At 53.4% G+C, this 22,661-nt stretch carries 16 protein-coding genes, 1 tRNA gene and 1 pseudogene; 9 read left to right on the top strand and 9 right to left on the bottom strand.

Annotated features, from left to right (window positions below):
- The first annotated feature begins 209 nt into the window (after nt 1–209).
- Entirely contained in the window at nt 210–836 is a 627-nt protein-coding gene (gene ycaC, locus SK39_RS03460) for an isochorismate family cysteine hydrolase YcaC (protein ID WP_003035746.1), read from the top strand.
- Between the two features lie 109 nt (nt 837–945).
- Here ycaC and SK39_RS03465 read toward each other — a convergent pair whose 3' ends face one another.
- The 8 genes and pseudogenes from SK39_RS03465 to lrp form a co-directional block, all read right to left on the bottom strand.
- Nucleotides 946–1,809 carry a dimethyl sulfoxide reductase anchor subunit family protein gene (locus SK39_RS03465; RefSeq protein ID WP_046671306.1) on the bottom strand — a complete coding sequence of 288 codons (864 nt, stop codon included), beginning with the start codon at nt 1,807–1,809 and terminating at the stop codon, nt 946–948.
- 1 nt (nt 1,810) lies between these two features.
- A pseudogene (locus tag SK39_RS03470) lies at nt 1,811–2,428 on the bottom strand (DMSO/selenate family reductase complex B subunit).
- A 10-nt stretch (nt 2,429–2,438) separates the two neighbouring features.
- Nucleotides 2,439–4,883, bottom strand: coding sequence for a dimethylsulfoxide reductase subunit A (gene dmsA, locus SK39_RS03475; RefSeq protein ID WP_032948932.1), 2,445 nt, complete (start codon nt 4,881–4,883; stop codon nt 2,439–2,441).
- Nucleotides 4,884–5,119: 236 nt separating this feature from the next.
- Nucleotides 5,120–6,412, bottom strand: a complete 1,293-nt coding sequence (serS, locus tag SK39_RS03480) for a serine--tRNA ligase (RefSeq protein ID WP_003836908.1) — start codon at nt 6,410–6,412, stop codon at nt 5,120–5,122.
- Nucleotides 6,413–6,504: 92 nt separating this feature from the next.
- Nucleotides 6,505–7,848 (bottom strand): replication-associated recombination protein RarA, encoded by a 1,344-nt coding sequence (gene rarA / locus SK39_RS03485; protein ID WP_003836910.1) that lies wholly within the window; start codon nt 7,846–7,848, stop codon nt 6,505–6,507.
- Between the two features lie 10 nt (nt 7,849–7,858).
- Complete coding sequence (gene lolA / locus SK39_RS03490; RefSeq protein WP_003836912.1) at nt 7,859–8,470, bottom strand: outer membrane lipoprotein periplasmic chaperone LolA; 612 nt, start codon at nt 8,468–8,470, stop codon at nt 7,859–7,861.
- 111 nt (nt 8,471–8,581) lie between these two features.
- Nucleotides 8,582–12,604 carry a DNA translocase FtsK gene (gene ftsK, locus SK39_RS03495; protein ID WP_048216653.1) on the bottom strand — a complete coding sequence of 1,341 codons (4,023 nt, stop codon included), beginning with the start codon at nt 12,602–12,604 and terminating at the stop codon, nt 8,582–8,584.
- 134 nt (nt 12,605–12,738) lie between these two features.
- Nucleotides 12,739–13,233 carry a leucine-responsive transcriptional regulator Lrp gene (lrp, locus tag SK39_RS03500; protein WP_002439523.1) on the bottom strand — a complete coding sequence of 165 codons (495 nt, stop codon included), beginning with the start codon at nt 13,231–13,233 and terminating at the stop codon, nt 12,739–12,741.
- Between the two features lie 547 nt (nt 13,234–13,780).
- On the opposite strand from lrp, the gene trxB reads away from it, so the two are divergent.
- From trxB to infA, 5 genes are all read left to right on the top strand, one after another.
- Nucleotides 13,781–14,749, top strand: a complete 969-nt coding sequence (gene trxB, locus SK39_RS03505; RefSeq protein WP_003035727.1) for a thioredoxin-disulfide reductase — start codon at nt 13,781–13,783, stop codon at nt 14,747–14,749.
- A 114-nt stretch (nt 14,750–14,863) separates the two neighbouring features.
- Nucleotides 14,864–16,630, top strand: coding sequence for a heme ABC transporter permease/ATP-binding protein CydD (gene cydD / locus SK39_RS03510; protein WP_048216654.1), 1,767 nt, complete (start codon nt 14,864–14,866; stop codon nt 16,628–16,630).
- The gene (gene cydC, locus SK39_RS03515) at nt 16,631–18,352 is read left to right on the top strand and encodes a heme ABC transporter ATP-binding protein/permease CydC (protein ID WP_048216655.1); all 1,722 of its coding nucleotides are present in this window, start codon (nt 16,631–16,633) and stop codon (nt 18,350–18,352) included. It abuts the gene before it with no gap.
- A 44-nt stretch (nt 18,353–18,396) separates the two neighbouring features.
- Nucleotides 18,397–19,101 (top strand): leucyl/phenylalanyl-tRNA--protein transferase, encoded by a 705-nt coding sequence (aat, locus tag SK39_RS03520; RefSeq protein ID WP_048216656.1) that lies wholly within the window; start codon nt 18,397–18,399, stop codon nt 19,099–19,101.
- A 285-nt stretch (nt 19,102–19,386) separates the two neighbouring features.
- Complete coding sequence (infA, locus tag SK39_RS03525; RefSeq protein ID WP_002211347.1) at nt 19,387–19,605, top strand: translation initiation factor IF-1; 219 nt, start codon at nt 19,387–19,389, stop codon at nt 19,603–19,605.
- A gap of 79 nt (nt 19,606–19,684) precedes the next feature.
- On the opposite strand, the gene SK39_RS03530 is transcribed toward infA, so the two are convergent.
- Nucleotides 19,685–20,596 (bottom strand): LysR family transcriptional regulator, encoded by a 912-nt coding sequence (locus tag SK39_RS03530; protein WP_003847025.1) that lies wholly within the window; start codon nt 20,594–20,596, stop codon nt 19,685–19,687.
- A 108-nt stretch (nt 20,597–20,704) separates the two neighbouring features.
- Between SK39_RS03530 and SK39_RS03535 the strand changes: the two genes are divergently transcribed.
- The 3 genes from SK39_RS03535 to SK39_RS03545 all read left to right on the top strand — a co-directional run bounded on the left by SK39_RS03535 (nt 20,705) and on the right by SK39_RS03545 (nt 22,496).
- Entirely contained in the window at nt 20,705–21,565 is an 861-nt protein-coding gene (locus SK39_RS03535) for a pirin family protein (RefSeq protein ID WP_003035384.1), read from the top strand.
- A 16-nt stretch (nt 21,566–21,581) separates the two neighbouring features.
- Nucleotides 21,582–22,259 carry an isochorismatase family protein gene (locus SK39_RS03540; RefSeq protein ID WP_003035382.1) on the top strand — a complete coding sequence of 226 codons (678 nt, stop codon included), beginning with the start codon at nt 21,582–21,584 and terminating at the stop codon, nt 22,257–22,259.
- A 149-nt stretch (nt 22,260–22,408) separates the two neighbouring features.
- A tRNA-Ser gene (locus tag SK39_RS03545) sits at nt 22,409–22,496 on the top strand.
- The last annotated feature ends 165 nt before the right edge of the window (nt 22,497–22,661 follow it).

Consider the following 22,661-nt stretch of genomic DNA (forward strand, 5'->3'; position numbering starts at 1 on the left):
AAAACAAAAATCTCGCGTTACGTTCAGTCGAAAAATTTCATGGATTACCCTTACTTTTATTTCTTACTAAACTCAATGCGGGATGCTGAGCTGCATTGTCTTCAAAATAGAACAGTGAGTTCTTATTTAGGCATCTACTCCAGATATCGTTCTTTTCGTAGACTTAAACTCATCAAATTTCCCCCACTGAGCTGAACAGGAGAAATATCATGACTAAACCTTACGTAAGACTTGATAAAGATAATGCGGCAGTACTGCTGGTCGACCATCAGGCAGGCCTGCTCTCTCTGGTTCGGGATATCGATCCCGATAAATTTAAAAACAACGTGCTAGCCCTGGGTGACTTAGCAAAATACTTCAACCTCCCAACCATTCTGACAACCAGTTTTGAGACAGGACCAAACGGGCCGCTGGTACCGGAACTGAAAGCGCAATTTCCCGATGCGCCCTATATTGCTCGCCCAGGAAACATTAACGCATGGGATAACGAAGATTTCGTGAAGGCAGTGAAAGCGACCGGCAAAAAGCAGCTGATTATCGCTGGTGTCGTGACGGAAGTTTGCGTCGCCTTCCCTGCGCTCTCAGCTATTGAAGAAGGCTTTGACGTCTTTGTGGTAACCGATGCTTCAGGCACATTTAATGAAATTACCCGTCATTCAGCTTGGGATCGGATGTCTCAAGCAGGCGCTCAGTTGATGACATGGTTCGGAGTAGCGTGCGAGCTGCACCGCGACTGGCGCAACGATATCGAAGGTCTGGCAACGCTGTTCTCGAATCACATTCCGGACTACCGCAATCTGATGACCAGCTACGACACGTTAACTAAGCAGAAGTAAAACCAGGGCGAAAGCCCTGGCCTGGCATATTGCCTGATGACGCGCAGCTTTAAGACCTACAGATCTGTAGGCCTGATAAGACGCAAACCGCCATCCGGCATAGTTTGGATTAACTCGCCACCGCCATACCGACTGTCATATGCAGCCCGTAGAACACGCCACGACCAATCAGCTCGCCGACTAACAGCAAAATAAACGCCACGGAAAGCAGCGGAACAGCAGGCTGGTAGCCCTTCACTTGCGGTACAATCCAGCAGCACAACGCTAATGCCAGCGCCACAATCCGCCACGCCATCAGCGAGCCGTAATCCGGAACCAGCGCAGAAGCCTGTTGAACAGAACTGTGGATCGTCGCCAGTTCAGCCCCCTGCATGACAGACATGATGGCGATTACGACCAGAGCAAGCACTGAAATTGCCGGCAGCAGGCGCATCGCCCAACCATCCACGCCAGCAATTCTCAGTAACAGATACCCCAGCAGCGGACCGCCCATAAACATCGTCAGGAAGAAGCCCAGCGGAGTCCAGACGCTGTACCAGGTCGGCACAGTATCAATGGTGTTATAAACTCGTACCATCATCCAGACAAAAATCACACCCAGCACCATGGTGACAACTAACCACAGATTGCGTAATGCGGGCGACATTTTTTTCAACGTGGCCAGCAGCCAGCCGATACCACCAACGGCAAAGAAGATTGAACCGCTGGCAATTTCGTTACTCAACGCCGAAGACCCTACGCGATTGAGCGAGTTAAAGGCGCGCATCGGTGAGCCCAGGTGGAGCATAGAAGCAATGAAGCCAATGCCCATTAATACCCACAGCCCAAACATGCAGGCAATCACGCGCTGCTGCGATTCTGGACGTAAGTCACCTTTCATCAACGCCAGCGCCAGAACGATAAAGCCACCAACCACACACTGTCCGAAGACCGTGAAGATCATCAGCGGCCATTCATGCCATCCACTTCCCATCTTACACCTCCTTCGGATTGGCCAGATAACCTGTGGTATCCCCGGTCGGGCGGCTATTGGCGTTAGGTTTGATGACAATACTCGGTTTGGTAAAGTGCGCGCCCGGTAGTGGTGCAACCGCAGCCAAAGCACCGTGTTTTTTGCGCAGTTCATCAATTGGGCCAAAATCCAGCGCACGCAGTGGACAGGACTCGACGCAGATAGGTTTCTTACCTTCAGCGACGCGCTCATGGCAGCCATCGCATTTAGTCATATGCCCTTTTTCAGCATTGTACTGCGGCGCGCCGTAAGGACAGGCCATGTGGCAATACCGACAGCCAATGCACACATCCTCATCGACAACGACAAAGCCATCTTCACGTTTGTGCATGGCGCCACTCGGACACACCTTGGTACAGGCTGGGTCTTCGCAGTGGTTACACGCAATGGAGAGGTAATAGGCAAAGACGTTCTGATGCCAGACGCCGTTATCCTACTGCCAGTCACCGCCCGCGTATTCATAAATGCGGCGGAAGCTGACTTCCGGGGTTAAATTTTTGAAGTCTTTGCAGGCCAGTTCGCAGGTTTTGCAACCGGTGCAACGGCTGGAATCAATAAAAAATCCATACTGGGTTGTCATCGGTTACTCCTTACACCTTTTCAACCTGAACAAGGTTCGTGTGTGATGGGTTCCCCTTCGCGAGAGGAGACGGACGCTGGGTCGTCAGGACGTTAATACAACCGCCCTGGTCCACGCGTTTTGCGTCCGGGTCATACCACGCCCCTTCGCCTAGTGCCACCACGCCAGGCATCATACGCGGCGTTACTTTAGCCTCGATGTGCACTTCACCACGATCGTTAAAGATGCGCACCTTGTCGCCGTTGTTAATGCCGCGTCTCTGCGCATCCATCGGGTTGATCCACATTTCCTGACGGCAGGATGCTTTCAGAACATCCACGTTGCCATAGGTCGAGTGGACACGAGACTTGTAATGGAAACCGGTCAGTTGCAGAGGGAATTTCTCCACCAGCGGATCGTTCAGGCTTTCAAATCCTGGGGTATAAATCGGCAGTGGATCAATCACATCACCTTCCGGCAGTTCCCAGGTCGCCGCGATCTCGGCAAGTTGCTGCGAATAAATTTCGATCTTACCTGACGGAGTAGTCAGCGGATTGGCGTCAGGATCCTCACGGAACGCCTTGTACGCCACGTGATGCCCTTGTGGGTCGCGCTGTTTAAAGATCCCCTGCTTGCGGAATTCTTCAAACGTTGGCAGTTCAGGAATCGCTTTGCGCGACTGCTCGTACAGATGACGCATCCACTCTTCCTGAGTGCGACCTTCTGTAAACTGCTGCTCAACGCCAAGGCGTTTCGCAAGCTCGCTGGTCATCTGGTAGATAGTCTTGCATTCGAAGCGTGGTTTGATCGCCTGATCGGTGAAAATCACATACGACATATTCCCGCAGGAGGCATCCAGTGCGAAGTCCATCTGCTCCGAAGCGGTACAGTCCGGCAGCAAAATATCCGCGTATTTCGCCGAGGAGGTCATATGGCAGTCGATGACAACGATCATCTCGCACTTCTTATCATCCTGTAGGATTTCGTGTGTGCGGTTGATGTCGGAGTGCTGGTTAATCAGGCAGTTACCCGCATAGTTCCAGATCATCTTAATCGGAACATCGAGTTTATCTTTACCACGAACACCGTCACGCAGCGCCGTCATCTCCGGACCTCGCTCAATGGCGTCCGTCCACATAAACATCGAGATACTGGTTTCTACAGGGTTTTCCAGCGTAGGCATACGTTCAAACGGCAAACTGTATGAGCCCTCACGCGCCCCGCTGTTGCCGCCGTTAATCCCAACGTTACCGGTCAGAATAGCCAGCATAGAAATGGCGCGGGTCGCTATTTCACCATTAGCATGACGCTGCGGTCCCCACCCCTGGCTGATGTATGCCGGTTTAGCGCTACCGATTTCACGTGCCAGTTTGACGATTCGTTCAGCAGGAATCCCGGTAATTTGCGCTGCCCATTCCGGGGTCTTGGCAATACCGTCTTTGCCCTGCCCAAGAATATACGCCTTATAGTGACCGTTTTTCGGTGCATCTGCCGGTAAGGTTTTCTCGTCGTAACCTACGCAATATTTGTCAAGGAACGGTTGATCAACCATGTTTTCGGTGATCAGAACATACGCCAGCCCATTTACCAGCGCGGCATCCGTACCAGGACGGATGGGGATCCACTCATCTTCACGACCCGCACCAGTATCCGTGTAGCGAGGATCGATAATGATCATGCGGGCATTGGATTTCTGTCGCGCCTGTTCAAGGTAATAGGTTACCCCACCCCCGCTCATACGGGTTTCACCTGGGTTATTCCCGAACAGAACCACCAGCTTGCTGTTTTCAATGTCTGACGGGCTGTTACCGTCTGCCCAGCCGCCGTAGGTGTAGTTCAACCCGGCAGCGATTTGCGCTGAAGAGTAGTCACCGTAGTGGTTCAGGTAGCCACCGCAGCAGTTCATCAGACGTGCTACCAGCGTTTTGCCCGGTGGCCAGGAGCGTGTCAGGGTGCCGCCCAGCGTACCTGTGCCGTAGTTCAGGTAGATAGACTCGTTGCCGTAGTCTTTGATAAGACGCTGCATATTGCTGGCAATGATGTCGTAGGCTTCATCCCAGCTGATACGCTCAAATTTACCTTCGCCACGCTTGCCGACGCGTTTCATCGGGTATTTCAGACGATCGGGATTATAGACGCGACGACGCATGGAGCGACCTCGCAGACAGGCGCGTACCTGATGCAAACCGTCGTAGTTGTCATCACCGGTGTTGTCGGTTTCAACATACTTTATTTCACCATCTACCACGTGCATACGCAGAGGACAGCGGCTACCACAGTTCACCGTACACGCGCTCCAGATGACTTTCTCACTGGCCTGTGTTGGATTAAGGGCTTCTGCAGCATTTGCAATACGGGTAAATGGCAGGGTAAACGCGCTACTGGCCACCGCCAGTCCGCCTATCGCCGTCGTTTTCACCAAACCTCGGCGACTAACCTCAGCTGCCAGCATGGCATCGGGGATCTTAGTTTTCATAGTGGCTCACTCTGCTGCTCACAATAAACAAAAGGCAAATATCCGTTGTATAGATTTTTATATAACGTTACTATCGATATAAAGACTGGTAGATACTGAATTTGCGAAAAGACAGAGATAAATACTGACTTTCATTTGAAGGCAGTATTACTCCTATGGAGGTAGATGTTATTGTCCAGCGTCAAACAGGCATAAAAAAAGCGCCCGGAGGCGCTTTTTTAGCAGGGAAAGGTAGCTTAGCCGATGAATTCCAGGCCATTCATGTACGGACGCAACACTTCCGGAACCTGAATGCGGCCATCAGCCTGCTGATAGTTTTCCATTACCGCAACCAGCGTACGTCCTACCGCCAGACCAGAACCATTCAGCGTATGTACTAAACGGGTCTTTTTGTCGGATTTACTGCGGCAACGCGCCTGCATACGACGAGCCTGAAAATCCCACACGTTGGAGCAAGAGGAGATTTCACGATAGGTGTTCTGCGCCGGGATCCACACTTCCAGATCGTAGGTTTTGCATGCGCCGAAGCCCATGTCGCCAGTGCACAGGATGATCTTGCGATACGGCAGACCCAACAGTTGCAGGACCTTCTCAGCATGACCGGTCATCTCTTCCAGCGCATCCATCGAATCTTCCGGGCGAACGATCTGCACCATCTCAACTTTATCGAACTGGTGCATACGGATCAGACCACGGGTATCACGACCGTAAGAACCTGCTTCAGAACGGAAGCACGGCGTATGCGCAGTCATTTTGATCGGCAGCGCATCTTCGTCGATGATTTCGTCACGCACCAGGTTGGTCAGCGGCACTTCTGCAGTTGGGATCAGCGCATAGTTGCTGCTGTCAGCTTCTTCATCCAGCGGACGGGTGTGGAACAGATCGCCAGCAAATTTCGGCAGTTGGCCTGTTCCGTACAGCGTGTCATGGTTAACCAGATACGGAACGTAGTTTTCGCTGTAACCATGCTGTTCGGTATGCAGATCCAGCATAAACTGAGACAGCGCACGGTGCATGCGTGCGATCTGGCCTTTCATAACAACGAAACGAGAGCCAGTCAGCTTAACCGCCGCGGCGAAATCAAGACCCGTGTGCATTTCACCCAGAGTAACGTGATCGCGCACTTCGAAATCAAACTCACGTGGTGTACCCCAGCGGCTGACTTCGACGTTGTCATTTTCATCTTTACCCACCGGAACTTCGTCCGCTGGCAGGTTAGGAATGGTCAGCGCAATATCGCGGATCTCGGCCTGTAAGGTATCAAGTTCAGCTTTCGCGGCATCCAGCTCTTCGCCCAGTTTGTTCACTTCCAGACGTAAAGACTCGATATCTTCCCCGCGCGCTTTTGCCTGGCCGATGGATTTCGATCGAGAGTTACGCTCTGCCTGCAGGTTTTCAGTTTGTACCTGCAGAACTTTACGACGCTCTTCAAGAGCGCGCAGCTTATCTACATCCAGCTTAAAGCCCCGGCTTGCCAGTTTTTCTGCGACTGCGTCTGGCTCATTACGCAGCAGATTGGGATCGAGCATGCTTATCCTGTGCTTATCGAATTAAAATAGGAGAAAGTGACCACAGCCTGCGGTCACAGAGATACAGAGACAACATTACCGCAACGATAACACTAACGGTAGCGTTTTATAGGGCTATTTTGATCCTGTCCGGCGAGCCAGGCGAGCTTTTCGCCAATCTTGCCTTCAAGACCTCTGTTTGTGGGGTGATAATAGCGCGTTTGTGCCATTTCCTGCGGGAAGTACTCTTCTCCGGCGGCATAGGCATTTGGTTCATCATGGGCGTAACGATACTCCTGACCGTAGCCCATCTCCTTCATCAGCTTCGTCGGCGCATTGCGCAGGTGAACCGGCACGTCGTAATCCGGACGTTCACGTGCATCAGCCAGCGCAGCTTTGAAGGCGGTGTAAACTGCATTACTTTTCGGCGCGCAGGCCAGATAAACAATCGCCTGAGCAATCGCACGTTCGCCTTCCGCTGGTCCCACACGGGTAAAGCAGTCCCATGCGGAAATTGCCACCTGCATGGCGCGAGGATCGGCATTGCCCACATCTTCAGAGGCAATTGCCAGGCAGCGACGAGCAACATACAGCGGGTCACCGCCTGCACTAATGATGCGCGCATACCAATAAAGCGCTGCATCCGGTGCACTGCCGCGAACCGACTTATGTAATGCGGAGATGAGATCGTAAAAACGATCGCCTTTATTATCGAAGCGTGCGCTGCGCTCACCGGCAATTTCAGTGAGCAATTCTGGTTTCAATACACGCTTGCCAGAATCATCAACTTCGGCCATATCGGCCATCATTTCCAGCGTATTCAGCGCCCGGCGCGCGTCACCATTAACCAGTTCGGCAATAGCCCGACGCGTCTCTGGCGGCAGTACGATATCCTGGCCGCCGTAACCCCGCGCTTTATCTGACATCGCCTGGTCCAGCACCTGTTCAATATCGTCGGTGGTTAACGATTTCAGTAAGTAAACGCGTGCGCGTGACAGCAGCGCCGAGTTCAGTTCAAACGAGGGGTTTTCGGTGGTGGCGCCAATAAACGTGATGGTACCGTCTTCAATATGCGGTAAAAACGCATCCTGCTGGCTTTTATTAAAACGGTGAACTTCGTCAACAAACAGGATCGTACGCCGACCAGCGTTACGGTTCTGACGCGCACGCTCAATCGCTTCACGAATCTCTTTTACACCAGACGTAACCGCCGAAATGCGTTCGACATCGGCGTTGGCGTAACGGGCAATGACTTCGGCAAGCGTAGTTTTTCCCGTCCCCGGCGGCCCCCATAAAATCATGGAGTGCAGGTGCCCCGCCTCGATAGCGCGCGGCAAGGGTTTACCCGCAGCCAGCAAATGCTGCTGGCCGATATACTGCGCTAAATTTTCTGGCCGCATACGTGCGGCCAGTGGCTGAAAGGTATTATCAGAAAAGTCGAGCGACAGATTGCTCACTCACACGCCTCTACTTACGTTGATCGTCAACCGTTACACCTTGCGGCGGGGTAAAGGTGAATTTGGAAGGTTCAATCGCACCATTCTGCTGAGATTTCAGCTGATAGCTGCTGCGCTGATCGTCTTGCTCAACGGCGCTAAACTGATGGATCGTCCCGTCACGCCCAACATTGATCGTAAACTGCTTCAGGTTACCGCTGCTGGTTTTTGGCGTCAGCACGAAATCATCGCCGTTTTGCTTAATGTTGTACTGCTGCCAGTCACTGGCCTGGTTACGCGCGATCAGCATGAACGGCGTATTGCCCGTGGCGTCTTTCAGCCAGGTCGCGGTCGCCTGTTCAACAAACGGGTTAAAGAACCACAGCGTTTTCCCATCGGAAACCAGGATGCTCTCATCAGGCTGAGTCATATGCCAGTTAAACAGATTAGGACGTTTAACCCATAAATCACCCTGACCTTCCTGCACCGATGCGCCGCTGCCGTCCGTGACCTTCTGAGTAAAGCTGGCATGGAAGCTACTGACTTTATCCAGACGGCTTTTCAGGTCGCTGGCAGCGTCAGCCCAGACGCTGCTCACCACAAAGCTCGACAGTAATGCACAGGTGATTGCGATTCTTTTCATCGTTATTCCTCAAAATACGTCACTCCCAACGGGGAGATCCCTCTGCTATCCATTTCAGGCCAAAAATCAGCATGAGGAAAGTAGAAAATACTGAATTACTTAACTTTGCAATCATTCGAAGGGCGGCGGAGCCAGCACTTCACGATTACCATTATGCCCTTGTTCGCTGACAATACCCTGCGCTTCCATCTGCTCGATGATGCGCGCCGCTCGGTTGTAGCCGATGCGGAACTGACGCTGGACGCCGGAGATTGAGGCTTTGCGTTTCTGGGTCACAAAGTTTACCGCCTGATCGAACAGCGGATCCAACTCTTCGCCACCATCAAAACCGCCACCGCCTCCTTCGCTTTCGCTGTCAGAAGTAATGCCGTCGACGTATTGTGGACGACCGCGCGCTTTCCAGTCCTGTACCACTGCGTGAACTTCTTCGTCGCGGACAAAGGCGCCGTGAACACGCACAGGGATCGTCGAGTTCGGTGCGGAATAGAGCATGTCACCCATACCTAACAGCGATTCCGCTCCGCCCTGGTCAAGGATGGTACGCGAGTCAATTTTACTGGACACGGTAAAGGCGATACGCGTTGGAATGTTCGCTTTAATCAGTCCGGTGATAACGTCAACCGACGGTCGCTGGGTTGCCAGCACCAGGTGGATCCCCGCCGCACGCGCTTTTTGCGCCAGACGAGCAATCAGTTCTTCCACCTTTTTGCCAACCGTCATCATCAGGTCGGCGAATTCATCCACCAGCACAACAATATACGGCAGTTTTTCCAGCACCGGATGCTGAACATCCATACTGTCACCCGGCTTCCAGTAAGGGTCCGGAATCGGACGCCCCATGCGGGCGGCTTCGGCGATTTTCTCGTTATAACCGGCAAGGTTACGCACGCCAAGCGCCGACATCAGCTTGTAGCGACGTTCCATTTCATTGACGCTCCAGCGCAAGGCGTTAGCAGCATCTTTCATGTCGGTCACGACTTCGGTCAGCAGATGCGGAATGCCTTCATAAACCGACAGTTCCAGCATTTTCGGGTCAATCATGATAAAGCGAACGTCTTCCGGCTGCGCCTTGTAGAGCATGCTGAGGATCATGGCGTTCACCCCAACAGACTTACCGGATCCGGTTGTCCCTGCTACCAGCAGGTGCGGCATTTTTGCCAGATCGGCCACCACCGGTTCGCCCGCAATATCTTTACCCAGCACCACAGTCAGCGGAGATGAGTTATCACGGAATTTAGCGTTATCCAGTACTTCACGCAGATAAACGGTTTGACGTTTTTTATTCGGTAACTCCAGTCCGACATACGGTTTGCCTGGAATAACCTCGACCACACGTACCGCTGCGGTCGACAATGAACGCGCCAGATCTCGCGACAGATTGGAAATACGCGCCGCTTTAACCCCAGGAGCCAGATTAAGCTCAAAGCGGGTAATCACCGGGCCTGGAGAGTAGTTCACCACATCGGCTTTAATGCGGAAATCCGCCAGACGCGCTTCCACCAGACGTGCCATTTGCTCCAGCGCGAACGTATCTATCGGCTCAACCTCGCTCGGCGGCGGTGTAAGCAGATCTAACGATGGCAGCGGCGTGCTTGGACGGTGCGCCGGACGGCTGTCGCCATTACGCATCAGCAGCGGATGGATCAGACTATCCTGCGGCGGCGGTGTAACAGGCTGCGCTGGCTGCTGATAATGCTGCTGCGGTGCAACAGGCTGCGCCGGCTGCTGATAATGCTGCTGCGGTGCGACAGGCTGCGCCGGTTGCTGATAATGCTGCTGCGGTGCGACAGGCTGCGCCGGTTGCTGATAATGCTGCTGCGGTGCAACAGGCTGCGCCGGTTGCTGATAATGCTGCTGCGGTGCAACAGGTTCCTGGTACTGCGGCGCAGGCTCCGGCATCACGCCAGGCGTAAACAGTGGCTCATGCGGCCCCTCATCTACCAGCGTTTTCATTGGCGAAAATTCAAAGTCATCGAGCGAGAACGGATTCGCTCCGGCAGGCTGTTCACCGGAATAACGCTGCTGCTGAGAAGAAGCAAACTGGCGAGCCAGTTCCGCTTCTGCGGCTGAATCTTCGTCATCAGTCTGGTGGGTATCGTCCTGATACTCTTCGCCATAACGATGCTGCTGCGACTGAGCGAACTGGCGTGCCAGCTCGTCCTGCTGCATTGCATCCATTTCATCGTCATTGTACGCATCTGTATCAAGCTGCTCTTCGCGCGCTTTCTCTTCAGCCATACGCTGTGACGGCAGTTTGATGCCATACGACGCCAATTCCCGGCGAGTAGGCACGCGCACACGATTTGGGCGCGGTAACTGCGGGCCAATCCCCTCTTTCACCTGCGGACGCGGCGCACCGCTGCCCGCAAGGCTAAAGACAGGTGCAGCTGCCGCTGCCCCCGCCCCTAACGCGGCGCTTTTTACACCGGCAGCCAGCGGTGCAACAGCAGCAACAGACTCAACGGGCGGTATGGATGCAGTCGTCGGCATAGATGGCGTAGACGGTTTAATACGCTCAGGCTCCTGAGCAGGTTCTGGAATCGGCTGATACCATGCGGCCAGTTGCTCACGCTCACGCGCACGTTTCTCTTCGACTTCTTCAAAGTAATAGAGCGGCGGACGAGTCGGTTTAACTTCTTCAACCACGGGCTCAGGTTCCACCACAAGCGGTTGTTCAACCACTGGCTGCTGAAACGTAGTGCTCTGTTGAGGGATTGATTCCTGCTGATAAACAGGTTGCGGCGCAGGCTCCGGCTGATAAGTAGGCTGCTGGAATGTGGCGTTCTGTTGAGAGGTCGGATCCTGTTGATAGACAGGCTGCAGCACAGGCTCTGGCTGATAAACAGGTTCCGGCTGCGGTGCGACTGGCTGCGCATAAACAGGTTCCGGCTGCGGTGCGTAATATTGCGGCTGCGGACTCTCCTCCACAACCGGCTGTTGCCATGGCTCATACGGCTGCTGCACCGGAGGTTGCGCGTACTGGGCTGGTTGCGGATAACCTTCAGGCGTTGGTGCAATCGCGGCATCACCGGTTTGCGGGCCTGGTGCGGATTGCCAGGCTACGGCTGGGGCCGGTTGCTCCATAACAGTGTTGGTCACGGGCGAGGTTTGCAGCAACGGATCTACCGGCGCGCTCCAGGCCTGAGCGGCCGTTGTAGCTGCAGCTGCTGCAGCCACAGGCTCGGTCACCGAGTGGCCGTTAAGCAGTGGGTCAAGCTCGTCATATTCAGGCAGCGTCGCGCGATTGCCGGAAAACAGCACATCGTTAGGATCGGCAACCACGCCACGGGCGCTGTATTCAATTTCGTCTTCATCATCCATGCGTTTGCCGGAGAACAGCGCCGCATCGGTGTGACGACCAAGCGGGTTGGTAAATTTCTCTGCCAGACGCTTACGGCGCGCTAACGCACCGCGCAGAATACGAGCCCGACGCGATTCATGGGGTTTGCCATCAGCGGCATCGACAGACTCTTCTTCATCTTCATATTCTTCGTCATCGACCCAGGTATCGTCGCGGCGGGTACGGTTGCTGGCAAACGTCAGGATATTGAGTAACCAGCCGCCCAGTTTTTCCGCAATGCTCACCCATGACCAACCGGTGAACAGCGTTAATCCCGCCGCCCAAATGCACAACAACGTCAGCGTGCCGCCGCTGCTGTGCAGTAAAGGTTGTAGCGTAGTGCTGAGCAGACTGCCGATCACGCCGCCAGAGGCGAAATACCAGATGTCATCGGCGTTAATTGCGGCCAGCCCGCAGGAAGTGAGAATCAGCGCCAGAACGCCAATAATGCGCAGCGAGACGGCAAAATAATCGACGTATTCGTCGCTGGCCTGGTGTCGCCAGGCAAACCAACAACCGCCAACAATGATGACGGGAATGGTGTAGGCCATGACGCCAAAAATAAAGAACAGCGTGTCCGCCAACCATGCTCCGGGTATTCCCCCCAGATTATGGATAGGTTCATGCCATGCGGTTTGTGACCAACTGGGATCCGAAGGGTTAAAGCTGAGTAAGGCAGCCATCAACCAGACGGCAAAAAGGGCAATAAGGATCAGTAGCGCTTCCAGAAGTCGGCGCCCGCTGCTTAACTTCGTCAATGTGACGTCTTTGTCTTCAGTGTATTCCTGGCTCAAAAACGGCTCTCCAGGTTTCAGGCTTTTCCTGCCCGATGCTAAAACGGACAACAGCACCGGGTTACCCCGGCACTGTTGCTGTATGGATTAACAGGAGTGTAATCAAACTGCGTCGATTTTGCACCTGTTCCGTGTTAGCGCGTCTTAATTACCAGACGATTGCTCTGTTTGACTTCTTCCATGACTACATAAGTACGTGTGTCATTCACGCCAGGCAGACGCAGCAGGGTTTCCCCCAACAGCTTACGGTATGCCGACATATCCGGTACGCGTGTTTTCAGCAAATAGTCGAAATCACCGGAAACCAAATGACACTCTTGAATTTCTTCAAGTTTTTGTACTGCAGAGTTGAATTGTTCAAACACATCCGGGGCGCCACGATTCAGAGTAATCTCAACAAAAACCAGAAGTGATGCATCCAGATAATGCGGGTTTAACAGCGCTGTATAGCCCTGAATAAAACCCTGTCTTTCCAACCGACGCACACGCTCAAGGCAGGGCGTTGGTGAAAGTCCCACACGTTTAGAAAGCTCGACGTTAGAAATACGCCCATCCTTTTGCAGCTCATTAAGAATGTTACGATCGATACGGTCGAGATCTTTGCCAGGGCGCTTCTTACTATCTACCATTATTATTGTCTCTCTGTATTCCTTCCCTACTCCTGCCTGACTCTACCAACATCACTGTTCAGAGTCGCTACCCATCAAAATAAACCGCAACCCAGAGGGATTTTCGGTTCGCAATGTCTGGGTTTATGGTGAGAAGACCGTTGCCTGTCGGCGGCTATCGACATCACGAATGGCATCTGTCCACACCATGCGTAGATTTCGCTAACACGGTAAACATGGTATCTACATGCATGATTATGCAGCACATACATGACACAGTTTTTTTCTTCCTTGAATGTTTTCGCAAAACAGCAGGGGATTGTCAAAGCAAAACATCGATTTTTAGTACAACATGCCAGTTATTCATTCGCAGTGATGGAAAATCGTCATTTTATCACCTTATAACTGACCGATTTTAAGTAGAAATCGTTATAGTATTACGGCTGATCACCCCGTTCATCGGTTTCTGCTATTACACATATTGTTAACAAAATCGCCATACTCTTTTTTTACGTCTGTAAATTCCCTACAATCCTGCTCATTGCCTGCCAACAACTATGGGGATCTCATGGGCGCAACCAAACACAGTAAACTTCTTATTCTGGGCTCTGGCCCTGCGGGATATACCGCTGCGGTCTACGCTGCACGCGCGAACCTGCAACCGGTACTGATTACCGGTATGGAAAAAGGTGGTCAGTTGACCACAACAACAGAAGTGGAAAACTGGCCTGGCGATCCGCACGATCTTACTGGCCCGCTGCTGATGGAGCGTATGCACGAACATGCGTCCAAATTTGACACTGAAATCATTTTTGATCACATCAGCAAAGTTGATCTGCAAAACCGTCCTTTCCGTCTGACCGGCGACAGCGGTGAATACACCTGTGACGCACTGATCATCGCCACCGGCGCTTCAGCACGTTACCTGGGTCTGCCTTCAGAAGAAGCATTCAAAGGCCGTGGCGTTTCCGCCTGCGCGACCTGCGACGGTTTCTTCTACCGTAACCAAAAAGTTGCGGTGATCGGCGGCGGCAACACCGCTGTTGAAGAAGCGCTATATCTGGCGAATATCGCATCTGAAGTGCATTTGATTCACCGTCGCGACAGCTTCCGCGCGGAGAAAATTCTCATCAAACGTTTGATGGATAAAGTTGAAAACGGCAACATCGTGCTTCACACCCACCGCACGCTGGAAGAAGTGACCGGCGATCAAATGGGCGTAACCGGACTGCGTCTGCGCGATACGCAAAACACTGACAACGTGGAATCACTGGACGTTGCCGGGTTATTTGTCGCTATCGGTCACAGCCCGAATACCGCTATTTTCGACGGTCAGCTTGAACTGGAAAACGGCTACATCAAAGTTCAGTCCGGTATTCACGGCAATGCCACTCAAACCAGCATTCCGGGTGTCTTCGCAGCCGGTGACGTGATGGACCATATTTATCGCCAGGCGATTACCTCTGCGGGCACGGGCTGTATGGCCGCGCTTGATGCAGAACGTTATCTCGACGGTCTGGCGGACGCTTGCAAATAAGTTTTACAAATCAGTAACAAAAGTAAAAAAGGCGACTATAAGTCGCCTTTATTTTTGCCTCGTTGTAACATTGCCCTGCCCAAAAATTCCAATAACTCACCTGCTAAGCGTGCAATGAATAAAACCCGTCAAAAAGAGCTGATCCGCTGGTTAAAACAGCAAAGTGTAATTTCCCAACGATGGCTGAACATTTCGCGCCTGTTGGGGTTCGTGAGCGGCCTGTTAATTGTCGCTCAGGCCTGGCTCATGGCCCGAATTCTGGACCATATGATCATGGCCAATATTCCCCGAGAGGCGCTTCTGCTTCCTTTCATCGTGCTGGTATTGATTTTCATCCTGCGGGCATGGGTCGTCTGGTTACGCGAACGGGTCGGGTTTCACGCAGGACAGCATATTCGCTTTGAAATTCGCCGCCAGGTGCTTGACCGTCTGCAACAGGCAGGTCCAGCCTGGATACAAGGCAAACCGGCCGGGAGTTGGGCCACGTTGATCCTGGAGCAGATTGACGATATGCATGATTACTATGCACGTTATCTGCCGCAAATGGCGTTGGCCGTATGCGTCCCCTTATTGATCGTGGCGGCGGTATTCCCGTCAAACTGGGTGGCCGCCCTTATTCTGCTTGGAACTGCCCCGCTGATCCCGTTGTTTATGGCGATGGTTGGTATGGGTGCTGCCGACGCTAACCGCCGCAATTTTCAGGCTCTTGCTCGCCTCAGCGGCCATTTCCTCGACCGCCTGCGTGGCATGGAGACGCTAAGAATCTTTGGTCGCGGTGAAGCCGAAACGGAAAGCATCCGCGCTGCGTCACAGGATTTCCGCCAGCGCACTATGGAAGTCCTGCGCCTGGCTTTCCTGTCATCCGGTGTCCTTGAGTTCTTTACCTCCCTGTCCATCGCACTGGTCGCGGTTTACTTCGGTTTTTCCTACCTTGGCGAACTCGATTTTGGACACTACGGCACAGGTGTCACATTAGCTGCCGGCTTCCTCGCGCTCATTCTGGCGCCGGAATTTTTCCAGCCCCTGCGCGATCTGGGCACGTTTTATCACGCCAAAGCACAAGCCGTTGGTGCAGCAGACAGTCTGAAAACCTTCATGGAAACCCCGCTTGCACATCCTGAGCGTGGCGACATTGAGCTGACAACAAAAGAAGCTGTTTCAATTGAAGCACGAGATCTGGTCATCACCTCGCCGGAAGGTAAAGTGCTTGCAGGCCCGCTCAACTTTACCCTGCCAGCGGGCCAACGCGCGGTGCTGGTTGGCCGCAGCGGCTCCGGCAAAAGTTCGTTGCTCAATGTCCTGTCCGGATTTCTCTCTTATCAGGGATCGCTGCGAATTAACGGCTTTGAACTACGCGACCTGTCGCCTGATTGCTGGCGCAAACAGCTGTCCTGGGTTGGACAAAATCCGCAGCTCCCTGCCGCCACGTTACGCGATAACGTGCTGCTTGCTCGCCCCGATGCCAGCGAAGAACAGCTGCAGGCCGCACTCGACAGCGCCTGGGTCAGTGAGTTTTTACCGCTACTGCCGCAGGGTGTAGATACACCAGTAGGCGATCAGGCGGCTCGACTTTCTGTCGGACAAGCGCAGCGCGTTGCCGTGGCTCGCGCCTTACTCAATCCGTGTCAGTTGCTGCTGCTGGATGAACCCGCCGCCAGCCTGGATGCACACAGCGAACAACGCGTGATGCAAGCGTTGAACGCAGCGTCACGCCGCCAGACTACGCTGATGGTGACACACCAACTTGAAGACCTTGCCGACTGGGATGCTATCTGGGTGATGCAGGAAGGACAGATCGTTGAACAAGGCACTTATGCCGAACTTAGCGCAGCCAACGGGGCGTTTGCGACATTACTGGCTCATCGTCAGGAGGACATCTAAATGCGCGCTTTGCTACCTTATCTGACGCTGTATAAACGTCACAAATGGATGTTAACCCTGGGGATCGTTCTGGCGATCGTCACACTGTTGGCAAGTATTGGTTTGCTGACGCTTTCCGGTTGGTTCCTGTCGGCTTCTGCTGTGGTGGGTGTCACCGGGATTTACAGTTTTAACTATATGCTCCCTGCCGCCGGGGTACGCGGTGCGGCAATCACCCGCACCGCGGGCCGCTATTTCGAGCGACTGGTCAGCCACGACGCGACGTTCCGCGTGCTGCAACATTTGCGTATATATACCTTCAGCAAACTGCTGCCGCTCTCTCCTGCTGGCCTGTCCCGTTATGGACAAGGTGAATTGCTTAATCGCGTGGTGGCGGATGTCGACACGCTCGATCATCTCTATTTACGCGTGCTCTCCCCGCTTGTAGGCGCTTTTGTCGTCATCATGGTGGTCACGCTGGGGCTAAGCGTTCTCGATTTCACGCTAGCTATTACTCTCGGCGGTATTATGCTGCTGACCTTATTTATCTTGCCCCCACTCTTTTATCAGGCAGGTAAAAGCACCGGGCAAAGCTTGACGCATTTACGTGGGCAGTATCGTCAGCAGTTAACATCCTGGCTGCAGGGCCAGGCTGAACTGACCATCTTTGGTGCCAGTGAACGTTACCGCGCCCAAATGGAAGCCACCGAGTTGCAGTGGCATGAAGCTCAACGACGTCAGTCTGAATTAACGGCGCTATCACAGGCGGTCATGCTGTTAGTCGGCGCACTGGCAGTGGTTGTGATGTTATGGATGGCCTCAGGTGGCGTAGGTGGCAATACCCAGCCTGGTGCGCTGATCGCGCTGTTTGTCTTCTGTGCGCTGGCCGCATTTGAAGCATTAGCACCCGTCACCGGCGCGTTTCAGCATCTCGGACAGGTTATTGCCTCTGCGCTGCGCATCACCGAACTGACTGAACAGCAGCCAGAAGTCACCTTCCCGGATGCCGGTTTCCCGGTTTCTGAGCAGGTCACTCTCACACTACGCGATGTATCATTCAGTTATCCGGGACAAGCACAAAAAGCGCTCGACACCCTTTCCCTGCAGGCTCAGCCCGGTGAGCATATTGCGATTCTCGGTCGCACCGGATGCGGTAAGTCAACGTTACTGCAATTGCTTACCCGTGCATGGGATCCGCAGCACGGCGAAATTCTGATTAATGAGCAGCCGATTTCAGCCCTCAGTGAAACCACGCTGCGCCAGAGCATCAGCGTCGTGCCACAGCGCGTGCACCTGTTCAGCGCGACGCTTCGCGACAATCTTCTACTGGCGGCACCGCACGCCAGTGATGACACATTATCCGCGATGCTGTGCCGCGTCGGTCTGGACAAACTGCTTGAGGGTGATGGACTCAACGCCTGGTTAGGCGAAGGGGGTCGACAGCTTTCTGGTGGCGAACTTCGTCGTCTGGCTATCGCTCGTGCCTTATTGCACGATGCCCCACTGATGCTGCTGGACGAACCGACCGAAGGGCTTGATGCAACAACAGAAAGCCAAATGCTTGAATTAATTGGCGATGCCATGCGTGATAAAACCGTATTGATGGTGACACATCGTCTGCGCGGCTTGTCACGTTTTGATCAAATAATAGTGATGGACAACGGACACATTATTGAGCAAGGTAATCACGCAGATTTGTTAGCCCGGCAGGGACGTTATTACCAGTTTAAGCAACGTCTGTAAGCTATTATTGAACGATCAAACTCGCGTAGTGGAGTTTCGCTGTCATGCGCCTGGTGCAATTGTCCCGCCATTCTATAGCCTTCCCTTCACCGGAAGGCGCTTTACGCGAGCCTAACGGTTTGTTGGCGCTTGGCGGCGATCTCAGCCCAGCCCGACTGTTAATGGCCTATCAGCGCGGAATTTTCCCGTGGTTTTCACCTGGCGACCCCATCCTTTGGTGGTCGCCCGATCCACGCGCCATTCTTTGGCCCGAGAAATTTCATCTCAGCCGCAGCATGAAACGCTTTCATAAAAGCTCGCCTTATCGCGTGACGCTCAATTACGCGTTCGGTCAGGTGATTGAAGGCTGCGCGAACGACCGGGAAGAAGGCACCTGGATAACGCATGATGTAGTGGACGCCTACCATCGCCTGCACGAACTGGGCCATGCGCACTCCATTGAAGTGTGGCGAAAAAATGAATTAGTGGGCGGTATGTATGGCGTAGCGCAAGGTACACTATTTTGTGGCGAATCAATGTTCAGCCGTCAGGAAAATGCGTCCAAAACAGCACTGCTTGTTTTTTGCGCTGAATTTATCCGTCAGGGCGGAAAATTAATCGACTGCCAGGTATTAAATAGCCACACAGCTTCGCTGGGCGCCGTCGAAACCCCTCGTCGGGAGTACCTTGAACACCTGAGCAGACTGCGTCAGCAGCGGCTACCGAGCCATTTCTGGGTTCCCAGGACGTTATTTTCGCCTCAGGGGTGAATGTTTTCGGCACATTTTTTGTCGGGGTGTTATAATTGTCGCGCAGAGTTGGTTTAGCCCATTACCCCGCCGCCGTTAAGGAACAGTTCGCGTCAGGCAACGCCTATCGTTTATCTCCTCGTTCCCTTACACGTTGCGCTTTAAGTGCGGCTTTGCCGTGTGTGGTTAGAGTAATGCGCCAAACCCGATTTGCTGTGTTTTAAACGCACAAATCTTTACTTATTAAAAGAACTTCGGCATTATCTTGCCGGTTCAAATTACGGTAGTGATACCCCAGAGGATTAGATGGCCAAAGAAGACAATATTGAAATGCAGGGTACCGTTCTCGATACGTTACCTAATACCATGTTCCGCGTAGAGTTAGAAAACGGTCACGTGGTTACTGCACACATCTCCGGTAAAATGCGCAAAAACTATATCCGCATCCTGACGGGCGACAAAGTGACTGTTGAGCTGACCCCGTACGACCTGAGCAAAGGCCGCATTGTCTTCCGTAGTCGCTGATTGTTTTTAACGCCCGAATGGCGTCCAGATAATAAAAGGTCGGTTTAACCGGCCTTTTTTGTGGGCTGAGGATATGTATTTAATCCTCAATCATCCGCGCATATTCTTCCGTTAAGAAATCTACTAAAGCGCGCACTGACGGCAATAATCCCCTGCGTGATGGAAAGACTGCGTGAATAATTTCTCGCTTCGGTTCCCAACCGTCGAGCAACGCCACCAGTTCACCCGCGGCTAATTGATCTTTTACCATCAGTTGCGGAAGCTGCACTACCCCCACACCGGCAACTGCGGCTTCACGTAGCGCCAGCATATCGGTGGTAATCATTCGCGGCGTGAAATGCACCTCTGCCCGCGCGCCCTGCGGGCCAAATAACTCCCAACGATGTACATGTTTGCCCGAGGCGAGACTCAAACCAGGCCAGCGAGTCAGCTCCGCCGGAGAGTGTAGCGCCCCCATTTGCTCGATTAACTGCGGGCTGGCATACAAACGATGCCCCCTGTCCGCCAGCACACGCATCACCAGGTCGCTATCCTCAAATGGTCTGGGCCTGACGCGAATCGCCACGTCCAGACCTTCTCCAACGACGTCAACACGACGATTTGTCGCCTCCAGTTGCACTGATACGTCAGGATAACGCGCCATAAAACGAGCAAGCATCGGCCCGATATGCACATGCAGCAACGTGACCGGGCACGTCAACTTCACCACGCCACGCGGTTCAACCTGTAACGCGGCAATGGCATCCTGCGCCGCCTGCGCTTCCACCAGCATCGCCTTACAGTGTTCGTAAAAGGTTTGCCCCACTTCCGTCACGTTAAACTGGCGGGTGGTTCGCTGAATCAGTCGAACTCCCAGCCTCTCTTCCAGTTGCGCTATCCGTCGGCTTAGTTTTGATTTCGGTTCATCAAGCGCCCGACCCGCCGCCGCGAATCCTCCTTCCTCTACAACATGCACAAACCATGCAAAATCATTGAGATCTGGCTTCGTCATCTAATTGTCCTATTTATGAGACAGTGAGAACTATTTTAGCTACTACTCAGCTCGCTGTCATGAATATAAGCTTATTCACATCAAGATAACGCCACTGAGGAGACACAAATGAAACACGTAACAGGCGTCTACACCGCACCTCGCCCGCACTGGGTTGGCGATGGATTTCCGGTTCGCTCGATGTTTTCTTACCAGTCTCATGCTGAGCAACTAAGTCCGTTCCTGCTGCTGGATTACGCCGGTCCACATACGTTTACGCCGGGTAACGAAAAACGCGGCGTAGGCGAGCACCCTCACCGTGGTTTTGAGACGGTGACCATCGTTTACAGCGGCGAAGTTGAACACCGTGATTCAACCGGTCGCGGCGGCATTATCGGCCCCGGCGACGTGCAGTGGATGACTGCGGGTGCAGGAATATTACACGAAGAGTTCCATTCACCAGAATTTACCCGTCAGGGCGGCGAACTGGAAATGGTACAGCTGTGGGTCAATCTGCCAGCAAAAGACAAAATGGCCGTTCCGGGTTACCAGGGCATCAGCAGCGATGTGATCCCCTCTGTCGCCCTGCCTGATGAAGCAGGAAGCGTTCGGGTGATTGCGGGCAGCTATCAGGATACAAAAGGCCCGGCACATACCTTCTCGCCGCTGAACGTTTGGGATATGCGTTTACAACGTAATCATCAGCTCACGTTGTCCCAGCCGGAAGGATGGAGCACTGCGCTGGTGGTATTGAAAGGGAATATCACCGTAAACGGCACTACGTCTGCCAGCGAAGCGCAACTGGTGGTGCTGAGCCAGCAAGGGAAAACGCTGCATATTGAAGCCTCCAGCGACGCCAGCGTGCTGCTGCTTTCTGGAGAACCGTTGAACGAGCCGATTGTAGGTTACGGTCCGTTTGTAATGAACACGAAACAAGAAATCGCTGAAGCCGTACGCGATTTTAACTCCGGCCGCTTTGGCCAAATCTGAATCGAAGGAGAAGAATATGTCCAGTCCTGCAAACTTTAATGGTTCACGTCCGGTCATCGATGTAAATGATTCCGTCATGCTGCTTATCGATCATCAGAGCGGGTTGTTCCAGACCGTCGGCGACATGCCAATGCCAGAACTACGTGCGCGTGCCGCCGCACTGGCTAAAATGGCGACCCTGGCGAAGATACCGGTGATTACCACGGCATCCGTACCGCAGGGACCTAACGGCCCGCTGATCCCTGAGATCCACGCCAATGCGCCGCATGCCCAATACGTGGCGCGTAAAGGCGAAATCAACGCCTGGGATAACGAAGACTTCGTGAAGGCGGTCAAAGCAACAGGTCGTAAGACGCTGATTATCGCCGGTACGATTACCAGCGTGTGCATGGCTTTCCCTGCTATCAGCGCGGTTGCGGAAGGCTATAAGGTCTTCGCAGTGATTGACGCTTCCGGTACTTACAGCAAAATGGCGCAGGAAATCACCCTGGCTCGCGTTGTTCAGGCTGGCGTCGTGCCGATGGATACCGCCGCCGTCGCTTCTGAAATTCAGGGCACATGGAACCGTGAAGACGCCGCCGAATGGGCGGAAGTGTATACCAAAGTCTTCCCGGCTTATCAGTTGCTGATCGAGAGCTACAGTAAAGCCCAGGAAGTCGTGACCAACGGCGAAAAACTGGACTCTCAGCGCTAATCCTATCCTCCGCGCCTGCCTGGACGGAGGAATATGTATATTGCGTAACCAAACGAGAGTTAACACGTAAATTCTGCTTGACCGTTTTAGCGCAACTCCCTATAGTAGCGCCCCGTTGCCCCCCAAGCGGTCAGGCAGCAATACAATATGGTGAGGTGTCCGAGTGGCTGAAGGAGCACGCCTGGAAAGTGTGTATACGGCAACGTATCCGGGGTTCGAATCCCCGCCTCACCGCCATATTTTAAGAAGAGCTCGTACGCAAGTACGGGCTTTTTTTTCGCATATTGCATAGCCTGGCGGGGATGAGAAGCCCGGACCGGGGTTCGACTACTGGCGCAGCCAGTTGGACAGACTGAGAGCGCAGCGAACAGGCTGCCCGCAGGGCGAGCGAAGCGAGTCAAT

Origin of the sequence: Citrobacter sp. BIDMC107 (assembly GCF_001037575.1) — a bacterium.
Taxonomy (GTDB): domain Bacteria; phylum Pseudomonadota; class Gammaproteobacteria; order Enterobacterales; family Enterobacteriaceae; genus Citrobacter; species Citrobacter freundii.